Here is a 14,728-nt window from a genome sequence, read left to right on the forward strand (position 1 = left end):
ACTGATGATGTCCATGCCCTCGACCCACATTTAGGACAGCGATAACGTTTCGGAACGCCGGGACCCGTACCCGCGGGTTCTGAGAGGCTGATCTCGTGAACGGGCTGACGATCGGGGTGCTGTCGCCGTTCGTCGGCGGCGACTACTACGGTGGCCTGCTCGCCGGCGTGACCGAGGCCGCCGCCGCGCGCGGCGGCCGGGTGCTGGCCGTGCAGACGCTCGCGCCCGGCGCGCGGCGGGCCGACTCCGAGGGCGTCCCGGACTGGGACGCGCCGGTCGGCTGGGCACACGTGGACGCGTTCGTCGTGGTGATCGGCGCGGTCGACGACGGCCATCTGGCCCGGCTGCACGCCACCGGCAAACCGGTGGTGCTGATCAGCCACCGGTCCACGGCCCTGCCGCTGCACGCGGTGCTGCCGGACAACCGCTCGGGGGTACGGGACGCGGTCGCGCACCTGATCGCGCACGGGCACACCCGGATCGCGTTCGCCGGCGCGCTGGACGTGCCGGACATCCGCGAGCGGCACGCCGGCTACCTCGCCGCGCTCGCCGACCACGACCTGCCCGAACTGCTCTTCGCCGCGGCGGACAACCACGAGCGTGGCGGGCGGGTCGCGGCGGCGGAGATGCTGGCGGCCGGGCTGCCGTGCACGGCCGTGGTCTGCGGCACCGACCGGAACGCGATCGGTGTGCTGGAGACGCTGACCGCGGCCGGGCACCGGGTGCCGGAGGCGCAGGCGGTGATCGGCTTCGACGACATCCCGGGCGCGCTCTACACCGAGCCCACGCTGGCCAGCGTGGCGCAGCCGCTGCGCCGGATCGGCGCGGCCGCGGTCGCGGCGCTGGACCGCGGCGACGGCGTCACGTTCGTGCCGACGGTCTTCGTGCCGCGGGAGAGCTGCGGCTGTGACCGGCCCGCGCCGCGGCCGCCCGACACCGCGCTCGCCGCCCGGCTCGCCGACCCGGCCGTGCCGGAGGCCGCGCTCGCCGCCGAGCTGCGCGGCTGGACGCTCGCGGAGCTGGACGAGGCGCTGCACGGCCTGGTGACCGAGCAGCGGGCCCGCCGGATCCTGCTGCGGGTGGCGCAGGACCGGGCGCGCGCGCAGTTCGGCGACATCCGCTACCTGCAGGACACGCTGAACGCGCAGTACCAGCTCGGCACGGAGCTGCTGCGCACGGACGAGCAGGACCCGCGCGCGCTCGGCTGGCTGCGCCGCCTCCCGGTCACGGCCGGCTGCCTCGGCCTCTGGCACGGCAGCCCGCGCCGCGATCCCCGCCCGGAGCAGCACCGCGAGAAACGCCGGGGCGCGCTGGAGATCTCCGGCGCGTTCCACTGCGGGACCACGGGCGGCCGGGTCGACGTCGCGGACTTCCCACCGGCCGGGCTGTTCGACGCGGCGCGGCCGGACACCGGTGAGATCGTCTTCGTGATCTCGGTGCGCAGCAGCGCGCACGACTGGGGACTGCTGGCCACGGTCGCGCGCATCCAGGACAAGACGCCGCCGGGCCGGGAGCCGATGAACCAGTCCGGCGCGCTGCTCGCGGTCGCGCTGGACCAGGAGTTCATGCTGCGCTCACTGCGCGAGCAGGAGGAACGGCTGCGCCGGACGGCGCTCTACGACCACCTCACCGGGCTGCCCAACCGCGGCCTGTTCCTGGACCGGCTGCGGCAGGCGGTGGACCGGGCGCGACGCGAGCCGGCGTACGCGTTCGCGGTGCTCTTCCTGGACCTGGACGGCTTCAAGGCGGTGAACGACACGCTCGGGCACGCGGCCGGCGATCAGCTGCTGGTGCAGACGGCCGGGCGGATCACGGCGCTGCTGCGCGAGACGGACACGGCCGCGCGGTTCGGCGGCGACGAGTTCCTGGTGCTGCTGGACGACGTCGACGGGCCGAACAGCGCGGCCGCGGTCGCGGAACGGGCCCGGGCCGCGCTGGCCCGCCCGTTCGAGCTGGCCGAGGGGACGGCCCGGGTCTCCGCGAGCATCGGCAGCGCGCTCTCCACGGACGGGCACCCGACCGCGGAGGCGCTGCTGCGCGTGGCCGACGCGGCCATGTACCACGCGAAGTCCGTCCGGCGGGCCGGCATCCGCCGCTGAGCGCGCGTAGCGGACGCGGGGTGCAGCCGGGTTGCCGATTGGTCTCAGCCTCGGCGCGAACCGGCCGACATTTCAGACATGAGCTCTGGAGCCCTCGACGTGGTGGTCACCGGCGGCGGCAGCCCCGCGGAGCTGAAGGCCACGCTGGAGGCGCTGAAGCCCGCGCTCGGCGTGCGCGACGAGGTGGTGTGCGCGGTGCCGGCCGGCCGCGCGGACCTGGACCGGGTCGTCGCGGCGCTGCCGTGGGTGCGCGCGGTGCCCGGCGGCCGGGCCGAGGCCGTCGCCGCGACCGGGCGCGACCTGCTGCTCCTCGTCGACGGCGACATGCTCCTCCCCCGGCACTGGCTGGACGCGGTCCGCGAGGTGCTGGACGACGAGACCGTGGTCGCGGCCGGCCCGCGCTGCATCGGCTCGATCGGCCCGCAACGCGCCGAGATCCCACCACCGGCGGGGGTACGCCAACTGCGCGACCTGGCCCGGGAGTGGCGCGAGCGGCACCGCGGCCGGCGCTACGACGTGGACCGGCTCGGCCCGGTCTGCGTGGCGCTGCGGCGGTCCGCGCTGCTCACGGCCGGCGGTCCGACCCCGGACCTGCCCTGGGAACGACTGCGCGACCTGGGCCGGATCGTGCTGGTCGACGACGCGCTGGTGGCACACACCGGTGCGGCCGGCTGCGGCCTGCGGGTCGTCACCGAGTCACCGCTGCTCGTCTCCGCCAGCATGATCGTGCGGGACGAGTCGGCCACGATCGGCGCCGGCATCGACGCGGTCACCCCGTTCGTGGACGAGGTCGTCGTCTACGACACCGGCTCGCTGGACGACACGGTCGCGGTGGCGCGCGCGCACGGCGCCCGGGTGATCGACGGCTTCTGGGACGAGCACTTCGGCGACGCCCGCAACCGGGCGATCGCGCACTGCACCGGGCGCTGGGTGCTCTGGGTCGACGCGGACGAGACCGCGGTGGGCGACCCGGACGCGCTGCGGCGCCGGCTGTCCGGGCCCGGCGGCCCGGCCGCGTACCGGGTGCGGCAGGTCAACGAGTACGCGAACGGCACCCAGGTGGTGGTCTTCCCACGGCTGTTCCAGCGGGACGCGGTGCGGCTGGCCGGCCGGCTGCACGAGCAGGCCGTGGACCGGATCACCGGCGGCCCGGCCGCCGGACCGGAGATCGGCGAGGTGGAGCTGCGGCACGCGGGCTACCAGTTCGCCACGTTCGTCACGAAGGACAAGGCCGAGCGCAACCGCCGGCTGGCGCTGCGCGCGGTGGAGGACCGGGTGCTGGCCGCGGACGCGCTGGCGAACCTGGCCCGCGCCGAGTTCTCGTCCGGCAACCTGGCGGAGTCGATCGACGCGGCCCGGCGCGGCCTGGACACCGACACCCGCCGCCCGGTCCGGATCAAGCTGCTGACCACGCTGATCCGCGCCTGCACCGCGCTGTCCCGGGTGGACGAGGCGGCCCGCGCGCTGGACGAGCTGCGCACGCTCGCGTCCAAGCAGGTCACCGTGGACCACATGGAGGTGCTCGTCCGGTACGCCGCGGGCGACGACGAGCGGGTGGTCGAGCTGGTCGCGGCCGTGCCGGAACTGGCCGAGGACGACGGCGCGGTGCTGGTCGCCCGCAGCCAGCTCACGTCGTACGAGATCCACAGCCTGATCCGGCTCGGCCGCACCGCGGACGCGGCCGAGCGGCTGCGCGCGGAGCTGCGCGCCGGCCGGATCCCGATGCCGGTCGTCGGGATGGCCGACACCCTGCGCCAGGCCGGTTCGGACGTCGCGGAGATCGCCGCGCACGTGCCGCCGTCCGCGCTGCGCGCCCTGATCCACGAGGTCGGTCAGGCGCCGGTCTCGCTGGCCGAGCCGCTGGCCGACGGCCTGTGGCAGCGTTTCCCCGGCGACCGGACCGTGCTCGCGCTCGCGGCCTGGCTCGGGCCGCGGATGCCGGTGCTGCGGGCGCTCGAGTGGTCGTCCCGGCTGCGCCGCGCCGGGCACGAGACGCAGTGCCCGCTGCTCGCCGTGGCGCGCAGCGCGGACCGCGGCGCGCGGGACCGGTCGCTGGCCGCGGCCGTGGCGTACGAGACGTTCCGGGACCCGGCCGCGATGCCGCTGCTGTCCGCCGCGCTGGACGAGGTCCCGGCGGACGAGGAGGCCGCGGTGCTGGACGAGCTGCGCCTGATCGCGCCCGGCATCGCGGCCGCGGTGGAGCTGGCCGTCTGAGCTCACCCGGGCCGCGCCGCAGCCCGGCCGTCCACGTCGGCACGCGCCTAGGCGCTCGGGTAGCGGAGGAAGTGGGCGTAGTCCGCGCTGGTGCCGCCGCGCCGCTGCCGGGGTATCCGGGGCGCCGGCCGCGCGGCGGGCTCACCGATCGAGATCGCGAGGACCGCGGGATCGTGCGTGCGCGCGGCCCGGTCGGTGGCCGGGGCGGTGAAGCCGGCGCAGGAGTAGAGCACGCCGCGGTCCGCGCCCACGTCCGCCAGCTTCGCCACGAAGTGGTCCACGCACGAGATCCCGACCGGCCGGTGCTGCTGGCGGCACTCGACCGCGACCGTGACCGGCAGGCCGGCCACCGTCCCGTGGATCATCACCTGCACGTGCCGCGGCGCACCGCTGAGCCGGCCGTGGTGCCGCCGGTTGTAGACCACCCGGGCGTGGTCGAACGCGGCCAGCAGCCGGGTCAGCGACCGCTCGTACCGCTGGAGCTGAGTGTCGGTGGGGGGCATCCGTCGACGCTATGAACGTCATTCGTACCGTTGTCGCCCCGGTTGTCCGTCATAGCCCGATCGTGCGGTCAGGGCGTCCACAGGTCCGCGGTGCCGCCGAGACGCAGGAAGAGCGCGAAGTCGGCCTGGTCGACGTCGGTGGAGTCGTGCGGCGGCAGGCCGTCGCGCACCATCCGGCCGTCACCCAGCGTGATGGCCATCACGGGTGGGCTCTGGGCGTGCGCGGCGCGGGCCCGGGCCCGGTCGGTGAAGCCGGTGCAGGAGTAGAGCACGCCGCGGTCCGCGCCGATGTCGAGCAGCTTGCCGACGAAGCGGTCGACCGCGCCGACGTCCACCGGCCGGCGCCGGCGCTGCACGCACTCGATCGCGGCGGTCACCCGCACGCCCAGCACGGGACCCTGCACCAGGACGTCGACGCGGCGCAGCGATCGGCTGAGCCGGCCCTCGACGCGACGGTTGTAACCGACCTCGACGGGTGGTTCGAAGCCACCGAGCAGCCGGCTGATCGAGGAGTCGAAGAGCGTCAGGCGACGGAGCGTGTCGGGCTCTTCGTCCGGGTCCGGCGGCAGTTCCGCGTCCGCTGGGTGCACAACTTTGAGCGTACGGGCGAATGGGTGTGGCTCATCGCCCAAATTGTGCGTCTTTGTCGTTAAATCCGGAGAAAAGTTGTCATCAGTCCCCGACGGCGGCGCAGCGCCAGAGGAACATCGCGAAGTCCGCCTCCGTGATCTCGTCCACGCCGAACGGCGGCAGCGGATCCGCCGCCCGCCGCGGTCGCGGGATCCGTGGCCCGCCGCCCAGCGACACCGCCATCACCGCGGGCCAGCGCGCCGCCGCGGCCCGCGCGCGGGCACACCGGGTGAAACCGGACCGCGAGTAGAGCACGCCGCGGTCCGCGTCCACGTCCAGCAGCTTGCCGATGAACCGCTCGACCACGCCCAGGTCCGCCGCCCGCCGGCTCTGCCGGCACTCCACCGCCACCGTCACGCCCGCGCCGAACACCCGGCCGCGGACCAGCAGATCGATCTGGCGTGGTGATCCGCTGAGCACGCCCGGCACCCGCCCGTTCACCGCCACCTCGGCGTTGCCGTCGAAGCTGGAGAGAAGCCGCGTGATGGACAACTCATACCGCTGAAGCGGCGAGACGCGGGGAAAGAGGTCGAAGACGGTCACCCTACGAAACTATGAGCGGGCGTTGGGTGAGCGTCGCCCAGACTGTGCGACAACGCCCACACGACGCACCCGTAACCCACCGGCCGGGTTACAGCGGCACGAAGAACGGTGAGGTGAGCGCCGGGTGCCGGGCCTGGAGCCGGTCGTAGGCGCGGCACAGGTCGTCGCGGCTGAGCCAGACCGGCGGCGTGGTGTCCAGCCGCTTCAGCCGTTCACCGACCGCGAGCGCGGCCAGGTCCTCGGCGAGACGGTCCAGCGCGACGCCGCAGTCGAAGCCGTGCGACCCGATCTGGACGCGTTCGAGCAGGTGACGGCCCTCGGGGAGCTCGACCCACGCCCAGCCCTCCGCCACGCCGTCCGGCATGGTGACGTGCAGTCCCCGGATGATCGGGTCGGCCAGGTCACGGCCGACGTAGGCGTCCACCGCGGCCGCGCGAGCCAGCGCGCTCAAATCGTTCACGAAGCCGTCGCGGCCGTCGGGGAGCCGGCCGACGATGTCGCGGAACCCGGGGCCGGGCGGCTCCACCGCGTCGTCGAACGCGGTGGCGTCCCGGAACGCGCGCGCGTCCAGCAGGTACTCGACGGTCCGGCGGGCCTGCGTGGTGGCGCCGAGGATCGGCGAGACGACGCGCACCCACTCCAGGCCGACCGCGCCGCAGACGGCGGCGAGCATCCGGTCGAGCCGCTCGTCCACGCCGGCCGGGTCGGCGAACTGGGCCGCGAAGACCGGCAGCCGGGTGTCCGGGTCGAGCACGACGAAGTCGCAGCGGGTGCGCAGCGCGGTGTTCCACTGGTTCGGGCTGACGCCCTCCGGCCGGCGCGCGACCAGCTGGCTGAGCCTTCGGTCAGGCTGGACGACCCAGCGGCCGCGCGCGAAGAGCTGCTCCTCCGCGGTGACGACCGGGCGCAGCGGTGACGGGGTGCTCATGACCTACCACTGTAGGGACCCGGACCGGCAACACGGGGCCCGCCGAACGTCGTGTCGCGGGTCACTAGCGGGAAGACGGACACGGTGGGCGAGGTTGAGTCGGGCAGGCTCAAGATTGGGGTGTCCGATGGCCACACTTCCCGTACTGCCGTTGACCGACGACGTACTGCTCCCCCGCATGGTTACCCCGGTGGAGCTCGACTCCGCCACCCAGGCCGCGGTGGACGCGGCCCGCACCAGCGGTGACAAGCGCGTGCTGGCCGTTCCGAGGATCGACGGCGTCTACGGCCCGGTCGGCACCGTGGCCGTGATCGAACAGGTCGGCCGGCTGCCGAGTGGCGAGCCGGTGGCCGTGATCCGTGGGCTGCACCGCGCCCGCATCGGCTCCGGCGTGTCCGGGCCGGGTGCGGCGCTCTGGGTGGAGTCCACCGAGATCGAGGACTCGCCGGTGACCGGGCGGACCCGGGAGCTGGCCCGTGAATACAAGGCGCTGGTCCGCGCGCAGCTGCAGAAGCGCGGCGCGTGGCAGGTGATCGACGCGGTCGAGCGGATGACCGACCTGCACGAGATCGCCGACTCCTCCGGGTACTCGCCGTGGATGTCGGTGGAGCAGAAGCGCCGGCTGCTCGACGAGACCGACCTGACCGCCCGGCTGGAGCTGCTGGTCACCTGGATCAAGGAGCACCAGGCCGAGGAGGAGGTCAGCGAGAAGATCAACTCCGAGGTGCGCGAGGGCCTGGAGAAGACCCAGCGCGACTTCCTGCTCCGCCAGCAGCTCGCCGCGATCCGCAAGGAGCTGGGCGAGGACGAGCCGGAGGGCGCGGGCGACTACCGCGACCGGGTCGAGAAGGCCGACCTGCCGGACAAGGTCCGAGAGGCCGCGATGCGCGAGGTCGGCCGCCTGGAGCGGGCCAGCGACGCGTCCCCGGAGTCCGGCTGGATCCGCACCTGGCTGGACACCGTGCTGGAGATGCCGTGGAACGTCACCACGGACGACAACACCGACCTCACCGAGGCACGCGCCGTGCTCGACGCGGACCACGCGGGTCTGGACGACGTGAAGGACCGCATTCTCGAATACCTGGCGGTACGGAACCGGCGCGCGGCCCGCGGGCTGCACGTGGTCGGCGGCCGCGGCTCCGGCGCGGTGCTCGCGCTGGCCGGCCCGCCCGGTGTCGGCAAGACCTCGCTGGGTGAGTCCGTCGCGCGGGCGCTCGGCCGGAAGTTCGTCCGGGTCTCGCTCGGTGGCATCCGGGACGAGGCGGAGATCCGCGGGCACCGGCGCACCTACGTGGGCGCGCTGCCCGGCCGGATAGTCCGCGCGATCCGCGAGGCCGGTTCGATGAACCCGGTGGTGCTGCTCGACGAGATCGACAAGATCTCCGCCGGGTACGCCGGCGACCCGGCCGCCGCGCTGCTGGAGGTGCTGGACCCGGCGCAGAACCACACGTTCCGGGACCACTACCTTGAGGTCGACCTGGACCTCTCCGACGTGCTGTTCCTCGCCACCGCGAACGTGGTGGAGACCATCCCCGGCCCGCTGCTGGACCGGATGGAGCTGGTCGCGCTGGACGGCTACACGGAGAGCGAGAAGGTGTCGATCGCCCGCGACCACCTGTGGCCGCGGCAGCTCGACCGGGCGGGCCTGACGGCGGACGACGTCACGATCACCGACGCGGCCCTGTCGAGGATCGCCGTCGAGTACACCCGGGAGGCCGGGGTCCGGCAGCTGGAGCGCGCGCTGGCCAAGGTGCTGCGCAAGGTGGCGGTGCGCGGCGGCCCGGTGCACATCGACGACGTGCGGGAGTTCCTCGGCCGGCCGCGGTTCTTCTTCGAGTCGGCGGAGCGCACGGCGGTGCCGGGCGTGGCCACCGGGCTCGCGGTCACCGGCGCCGGTGGCGACGTGCTGTTCATCGAGGCCACCGCGATGCCGGGCGAGGGCGGGCTGACGCTCACCGGTCAGCTCGGCGACGTGATGAAGGAGTCGGCGCAGATTGCGCTCTCCTACCTGCGGTCGCACGACCGGGCCGCGCCGCTGGACGGCAAGCGCCTGCACCTGCACGTCCCGGCCGGCGCGGTGCCGAAGGACGGGCCGAGCGCGGGTATCACGATGGTCACCGCGCTCGCGTCGCTGGCGTCCGGCCGTCCGGTGCGTCCCGAGGTCGGCATGACCGGCGAGGTCACGCTGGCCGGCCGGGTGCTGCCGATCGGCGGTGTCAAGCAGAAGCTGCTCGCCGCGCACCGGGCCGGGCTCACCGAGGTGATCATCCCGGCGCGCAACGAGCCGGACCTGGACGACCTGCCGGCCGAGATCCGTCAGCAGCTGACCATCCACGCGCTCGCCGACGTGGCGGACGTGCTGGAGATCGCGCTGCGGCCGGCCGAGGCGACGGCGGCGGCGACCGCGGCTTAGGAAATCCACGCGGCCCGGGTGCTTTCTCACGCACCCGGGCCGCACCGTGTCCGCACCCGTCCGGCAACCGGCCACCCGCCTAATTCTCGGCGACAGACCCACCGAGAATTTGGGACGAACCGCATGCAGAACCTCCGCCGCCGGGTGCTCACCCCGCTCCTGGCCGCCACCGTCGCCGTCGCCCCCGCGCTCGGCATCGTCGCGCCCGCCGCGGCCGCCGCACCCGCCGCGTCCGCCGGTGTGGTCCTCGCCCAGGAGGAGGAGCCGTCCTGGGACTGGAACCCGGCGAGCGTCAGCGTGACGGCGGTGACGTTCAGCAAGACCGCGTTCACGCTGAGGTCCGGCGAGAAGTGCGCGAACCGCGCGCACATCACCGCCACGCTGAGCGGCCCGCTGCCGACGGAGAACGTCCTCGCGTCCGCGGTCGGCGTGGACATCCGGCGCAACGGCGCGATCTACGACGCCACGGTCCTGACCAACACCGGCGGCACCACCTGGGAGGGTGACCTGCTGGTCTGCGGCAAGGACCCGGCCGGCACGTACCGCACGGAGCTGTACGGCGCCTACGTCACCGGCACCGGCCTGGAGGACCCCGACCTGGCGTTCTTCCGCACCAACGTGGTGACCGGCGCGTACACGGTCAAGCGCCCGGCGTCCGTGACGCTCAACGCCACGCCGGAGCCGGTCCGCAAGGGCGCGAAGCTCACCGCGAAGGGCGTGTTCAGCACGGACGGCAAGGCCGGGGCGAACACGAAGGTGCAGATCTGGTTCAAGGCGGACGGCAGCTCCGCCTGGACCCGGAAGGCGACCGTGACCACGAACGCCAAGGGCGCCTACAGCGCGAACGTCAAGGCCACCGCGTCCGGTACGTGGAAGGCCGTCGTGCCCGCGACCGGCTCCCGCAACGAGGTGGTGGCCTACGACGCCGTACCGATCCGGAAGTAAATACCATCGTGGCCATGGGCATGGTTCACACCGTCGGGCTGGTGCTTCACCCGCAACGGGACTCGAAAATCGCGATAGACACGATCGTCGAGTGGGCACGCGCGCGCGGTGTGACCGTGCTCGGCCTGCCGGACGAGATCGCGCGCATCGACTGCAGCGCGGTCCCGGCCGGTGAGGTGGAGCTGCTCGACCGGTCTGACCTGTTGGTCAGCCTGGGCGGCGACGGCACGATGCTGCGCAGCATGCGGCTGTCGGCCGGGCGCAGCACGCCGGTGCTCGGCGTGAACCTGGGCCGGCTCGGCTTCCTGGCCGAGATCGACGTGGAGGAGCTGCCGGAGACGCTGTCCCGGATCGACGGGCACGACTTCACGGTCGAGTCCCGGATGGCGATCACCACGCTGCTGCCGAACGGCGCGGAGGTGACCGCGTTCAACGACATCGCGCTGGCCCGGGTCCCCGGTGAGGGGATGGCCGCCGTGGCGATCTCGGTGCAGGGCGCGCCGTTCGTGCGGTACGCGGCGGACGCGGTGATCGTGGCCACGTCGACCGGCTCGACCGCGTACAGCTTCGCGGCCGGCGGCCCGATCGTCTCCCCCACCGTCGAAGGTTTCCTGGTCGTGCCGTCGTCCGCGCACTCCAGTTTCAACCGCGCGCTGGTCCTCTCCGCGGACGAGGAGGTCGTCCTCGACCTGCTGCCGAGCAGCGGCGAGCTGGCGCTCGAGGTGGACGGCATCATCTCCGGCCGGCTTCGGCCGGGCGACCAGATCTGCGTCCGCGCGCGCCGCGCCGCCGCGAACGTGGTCCGCCTCGGCGGCACCACGTTCTACGAGCGCGCCCGCCGCAAACTCCGCGTCAACGGCTCCGCCGAGGTGGACTGAGTCCCGGTCCGCCCGCACACCGGCCGCGTCGTCACCGGCCGCTGAGGCACTCGCGCGCCTCCCTGATCAACGGGTTCGGGTCGTCGGCGCGGGCGGCCAGGACGACCGTGCTGGCCGGCGCGTCCCGGATCGGCACGGTGGCCAGGCCCGGGCGGAGCAGGGTGCGCCGGTCGCTCACCGGCAGCACCGCGATCGCCTGACCGGCTGCGACCAGCTCGAGCTTGTCCTGGAAACCCTTCACCGCCGGGAGCGGGCCGGTGCCCAACAAGCGGTACGCGGGCTCGGTCAGCGGGCAGGGCAACGGGTCGTGGCCGGCCAGGTCGGCCATGGTCACCGAGGCGCGCCCGGCCAGGTCGTGGTCGTCCGGCACGAGCAGGACCCGCTCCTCCGCGTAGAGCGGGCTGATCCGGATCTCGCCGTCGTCGAACGGCAGCGGCGCGCGGGCGACCAGCACGTCGACCCGGCCGTCGGTGAGCAGCGACATCTCGTCGCAGTCCAGGTGACGGGTGCCGACCTCGGCCTCGGGGTGGCGACGGCGCAGTTCCCGTACCGCGGGCGTGATGATCAGATCTTCGACGTAGCCGATGGTGAGCCGGGGCGTGGGCGCGTGGGCGCGCGCGGTCACGGTCGCGTCGACGGCGGCCCGCAGCAGCGCGTGCGCCTTCGGCAGGAACGCCTTGCCGGCCTCGGTGAGCAGGTTGCCGTGCGGCGTGCGGTCCAGCAGGCGGACGCCGAGGTCGTGCTCCAGCCGCTGGATCTGCCGGCTCAGTGACGGCTGTGCCAGGTGCAGCTCCGCGGCGGCCCGGCTGAAGTTCAGATGCTCCGCCACCACGGTGAAGTAGCGCACCAGCCGCAGTTCCAGGTCGTTCACCGGTCCCACCGTACCGCCGCCATGCGGTTCCGGTATGGGGGTGTGCGGACCAGGTCTTGGACGGCCGATCGCGGCGCGGATTGACTCGGAGGCGTACACCGCGAACGGAAAGAGGAGACAGATGAAGGCGATCCGGCTGCACGAACACGGTGGCCCCGAGGTGCTGCGGTACGAGGACGCGCCGATGCCGGAGCCGAAGCCGGGCGAGGTGCTGGTTCGCGTGCACGCGGCCGGCATCAACCCGCCGGACTGGTACGTGCGCGACGGCATGACGACGATGCCGGGCGAGACCGAGTCCACGTTCGCGTTGCCGATGACGCCGGGCACCGACGTGTCCGGCGTGGTCGAGCGCGGGGCGGGCGGCTTCTCCCCCGGCGACGAGGTCTTCGGCATGGTCCGCTTCCCGAGCTTCACCGGTGGCGGCTACGCCGAGTTCATCACCGCGCCCGTGTCCGACCTGGCCCGTAAGCCGGCCGGCGTCGACCACGTGCACGCCGCGGCCGTACCGATGGCCGGGCTGACCGCCTGGCAGTTCCTGATCGACGTCGGCCACGACCACCCGTCACCGTTCCAGGCGCACCCGCACCGGCCGGTCCCGCTCGGCCCGGGCACGACCGTGCTGGTCAACGGCGCGGCCGGCGGGGTCGGCCACTTCGCGGTGCAGCTGGCGAAGTGGAAGGGAGCGCGCGTGATCGCGGTCGCGTCCGGCCGGCACGGGGAGTTCCTGCGGTCGCTCGGCGCGGACGAGGTCATCGACTACACCGCCACCCGCGCGGCCGACGTGGTGCGCGACGTGGACGTGGTGCTGGACACCGTGGGCGGTCCGGCGAGCCGGGACTTCCTGGCCACGCTCACGCCCGGCGGCGCGCTGTTCCCGGTCTTCTACGCCGAGTTCGACGCGGACGAGGTCGCCCGGCACCGCGTCACGGTCTCGACGGCCCAGGTCCGCTCGAACGGCGCGCAGCTCGCGGAGCTCGGCCGGCTGCTCGCCGGCGGCACCGTCCGGGCCGCGATCGACGGCACGTTCCCGCTGGCCGAGGCGCGTGCGGCGCACGAGCGGGCGGCGCGCGGGCACCTTCGCGGCAAGATCGTGCTGACGGTCGCGTAACGGCGGATCGCGGGAGCTGTCGCTGGATCTGGACGGATGAGACGGCGGCCCGCCCGGACCGGCCGGTTCGGGCGGGCCCGCGGTCAGACGCCGGCGAGGCGGTTCGCGGACGGGCGGAGGTAGACGAACCAGGTGACGGCGAGGCAGAGCGCGTAGTAGGCGATGAACGCGACGTACGCCGCCTCGGCCGAGCCGGTGGTCAGGAAGGACTGACGGAACGCGATGTTGACCAGCACGCCGCCGAACGCGCCGATCGCGCCCGCGATGCCGATCAGCGCGCCGGAGAGGCGGCGGGCCCGGGCCTCGGCGATCTCCGGGGCCGCGTCGCTCAGCGTGCTCTTCGCCTTGAAGATCGCCGGGATCATCTTGTACGTGGAGCCGTTCCCGACGCCGGAGAAGACGAACAGCAGCACGAAGCCGACCAGGTAGAGCGGCAGCGAGCGGGCGGTCGACGCGTACAGCACCACGGTCGCGCCCGCGCCCATCGCCGCGAAGTTGAGCATCGTGACGAACGCGCCGCCGAACCGGTCCGCGAGCGCGCCGCCGATCGGCCGGATCAGCGAGCCGAGCAGCGGGCCGAGGAAGGTCAGGTACGCGGCCTCGACCGGCGTGCTGAACGAGTCCTTGAACTGCACCTGCAGCACCTGCCCGAACGCGAACCCGAACCCGATGAACGACCCGAACGTGCCGATGTAGAGCACCGACATGATCCAGGTGTGCGGGTCGCGGCTGACCTCGCGCAGCGCGCCCTTCTCGTTCGACGCCACGGTCAGGTTGTCCATGTAGAGCGCGGACGCGACCGCCGCGACCACGATCAGCGGGATGTAGATGCCGGCGATCAGGCCGGGCCGCCCGGCGCCGACCGTGGCCAGCACCGCGAGGCCGACCAGCTGCACCACGGCCACGCCGAGGTTGCCGCCGCCCGCGTTCAGGCCGAGTGCCCAGCCCTTGAGGCGCTGCGGGTAGAACGCGTTGATGTTCGCCATCGAGGACGCGAAGTTGCCGCCGCCGACGCCGGCCACGCACGCGATGATCAGCAGCGTGGTGTACGAGACGCCCGGCTGGATCAGGAACGCGGCCAGTCCGGCCGGGATGAGCAGCAGCAGCGCGCTGATGATCGTCCAGTTCCGCCCGCCGAACGTGGCGACCGCGAACGTGTAGGGCAGCCGCACCACCGAGCCGAGCGCGGCCGGCGCCGCGGTGAGCAGGAACTTCTGCGCCGGGTCGATGCCGTAGGCGGGCCCCAGGAAGAGCACCAGCACGGACCACAGCGTCCAGATCGAGAAGCCGACGTGCTCGGAGAAGATCGAGAAGATCAGGTTGCGGCGGGCGATCCGCGCGCCACCGTTCGCCCAGAAGTCCGGGTCCTCCGGCCGCCAGTCGTCGATCCAGCGTCCGTGCCGCCGCGCCGCTGCGGCAATCGTGTCGGTGGGGGCAAGCGTCGCGGTGCTCATGATCGACTCCGGTTTCCGCCGTGAAGGATCAGTAACACACCGAAACGTAGGTAGCCGGGATTTCTCCGGAGTTCGAGTCGTGAGTCAGGCCTGCAACGTCGACCTAACCGGCCCTGACCTGCGGAAGTGAGTTCACGATGAC

General features: G+C 73.4%; 12 protein-coding genes. 6 read left to right on the forward strand and 6 right to left on the reverse strand.

The genetic code is table 11. From position 1 onward, the window contains the following. The first annotated feature begins 95 nt into the window (after positions 1-95). The gene (locus J2S44_RS11595) at positions 96-2,099 is read left to right on the forward strand and encodes a diguanylate cyclase domain-containing protein (protein ID WP_310411907.1); all 2,004 of its coding nucleotides are present in this window, start codon (positions 96-98) and stop codon (positions 2,097-2,099) included. Between the two features lie 78 nt (positions 2,100-2,177). Next, positions 2,178-4,313 carry a glycosyltransferase gene (locus tag J2S44_RS11600; protein ID WP_310411910.1) on the forward strand — a complete coding sequence of 712 codons (2,136 nt, stop codon included), beginning with the start codon at positions 2,178-2,180 and terminating at the stop codon, positions 4,311-4,313. A 47-nt stretch (positions 4,314-4,360) separates the two neighbouring features. Here J2S44_RS11600 and J2S44_RS11605 read toward each other — a convergent pair whose 3' ends face one another. The 4 genes from J2S44_RS11605 to J2S44_RS11620 all read right to left on the reverse strand — a co-directional run bounded on the left by J2S44_RS11605 (position 4,361) and on the right by J2S44_RS11620 (position 6,917). Then, positions 4,361-4,816, reverse strand: coding sequence for a restriction endonuclease (locus J2S44_RS11605; RefSeq protein ID WP_310411913.1), 456 nt, complete (start codon positions 4,814-4,816; stop codon positions 4,361-4,363). 68 nt (positions 4,817-4,884) lie between these two features. Further along, positions 4,885-5,406 (reverse strand): restriction endonuclease, encoded by a 522-nt coding sequence (locus J2S44_RS11610; RefSeq protein WP_310411916.1) that lies wholly within the window; start codon positions 5,404-5,406, stop codon positions 4,885-4,887. An 82-nt stretch (positions 5,407-5,488) separates the two neighbouring features. Next, positions 5,489-5,989 (reverse strand): restriction endonuclease, encoded by a 501-nt coding sequence (locus J2S44_RS11615; protein WP_310411919.1) that lies wholly within the window; start codon positions 5,987-5,989, stop codon positions 5,489-5,491. Between the two features lie 88 nt (positions 5,990-6,077). After that, positions 6,078-6,917 (reverse strand): PDDEXK family nuclease, encoded by an 840-nt coding sequence (locus tag J2S44_RS11620; RefSeq protein ID WP_310411922.1) that lies wholly within the window; start codon positions 6,915-6,917, stop codon positions 6,078-6,080. 127 nt (positions 6,918-7,044) lie between these two features. Here J2S44_RS11620 and lon point away from each other — a divergent pair, with 127 nt between their 5' ends. The 3 genes from lon to J2S44_RS11635 all read left to right on the forward strand — a co-directional run bounded on the left by lon (position 7,045) and on the right by J2S44_RS11635 (position 11,153). After that, on the forward strand, positions 7,045-9,330 hold the full coding sequence (lon, locus tag J2S44_RS11625; protein ID WP_310411925.1) for an endopeptidase La: 2,286 nt from the start codon (positions 7,045-7,047) through the stop codon (positions 9,328-9,330). 123 nt (positions 9,331-9,453) lie between these two features. Next, positions 9,454-10,275 carry a hypothetical protein gene (locus J2S44_RS11630; RefSeq protein WP_310411928.1) on the forward strand — a complete coding sequence of 274 codons (822 nt, stop codon included), beginning with the start codon at positions 9,454-9,456 and terminating at the stop codon, positions 10,273-10,275. Between the two features lie 14 nt (positions 10,276-10,289). Then, positions 10,290-11,153 (forward strand): NAD(+)/NADH kinase, encoded by an 864-nt coding sequence (locus J2S44_RS11635; protein ID WP_310411930.1) that lies wholly within the window; start codon positions 10,290-10,292, stop codon positions 11,151-11,153. A gap of 31 nt (positions 11,154-11,184) precedes the next feature. On the opposite strand, the gene J2S44_RS11640 is transcribed toward J2S44_RS11635, so the two are convergent. Then, entirely contained in the window at positions 11,185-12,024 is an 840-nt protein-coding gene (locus J2S44_RS11640; protein ID WP_310411933.1) for a LysR family transcriptional regulator, read from the reverse strand. A 121-nt stretch (positions 12,025-12,145) separates the two neighbouring features. Here J2S44_RS11640 and J2S44_RS11645 point away from each other — a divergent pair, with 121 nt between their 5' ends. After that, positions 12,146-13,132: an NADP-dependent oxidoreductase gene (locus J2S44_RS11645; protein ID WP_310411936.1), complete on the forward strand. Its 987-nt coding sequence runs from the start codon at positions 12,146-12,148 to the stop codon at positions 13,130-13,132. Positions 13,133-13,215: 83 nt separating this feature from the next. Here J2S44_RS11645 and J2S44_RS11650 read toward each other — a convergent pair whose 3' ends face one another. Then, entirely contained in the window at positions 13,216-14,586 is a 1,371-nt protein-coding gene (locus J2S44_RS11650) for a nitrate/nitrite transporter (RefSeq protein WP_310411938.1), read from the reverse strand. Positions 14,587-14,728 lie beyond the last annotated feature (142 nt).

The sequence above is a fragment of the Catenuloplanes niger genome (genome assembly GCF_031458255.1).
Classification (GTDB): domain Bacteria; phylum Actinomycetota; class Actinomycetes; order Mycobacteriales; family Micromonosporaceae; genus Catenuloplanes; species Catenuloplanes niger.

Bases quoted from the DNA above. Each gene is read 5' to 3' on its own strand.
- J2S44_RS11645 (WP_310411936.1), top strand. From the start codon at position 12,146: ATGAAGGCGATCCGGCTGCACGAACACGGTGGCCCCGAGGTGCTGCGG.
- J2S44_RS11605 (WP_310411913.1), bottom strand. From the start codon at position 4,816: ATGCCCCCCACCGACACTCAGCTCCAGCGGTACGAGCGGTCGCTGACC.
- J2S44_RS11650 (WP_310411938.1), bottom strand. From the start codon at position 14,586: ATGAGCACCGCGACGCTTGCCCCCACCGACACGATTGCCGCAGCGGCG.
- J2S44_RS11620 (WP_310411922.1), bottom strand. From the start codon at position 6,917: ATGAGCACCCCGTCACCGCTGCGCCCGGTCGTCACCGCGGAGGAGCAG.
- J2S44_RS11630 (WP_310411928.1), top strand. From the start codon at position 9,454: ATGCAGAACCTCCGCCGCCGGGTGCTCACCCCGCTCCTGGCCGCCACC.
- J2S44_RS11635 (WP_310411930.1), top strand. From the start codon at position 10,290: ATGGGCATGGTTCACACCGTCGGGCTGGTGCTTCACCCGCAACGGGAC.
- J2S44_RS11600 (WP_310411910.1), top strand. From the start codon at position 2,178: ATGAGCTCTGGAGCCCTCGACGTGGTGGTCACCGGCGGCGGCAGCCCC.
- lon (WP_310411925.1), top strand. From the start codon at position 7,045: ATGGCCACACTTCCCGTACTGCCGTTGACCGACGACGTACTGCTCCCC.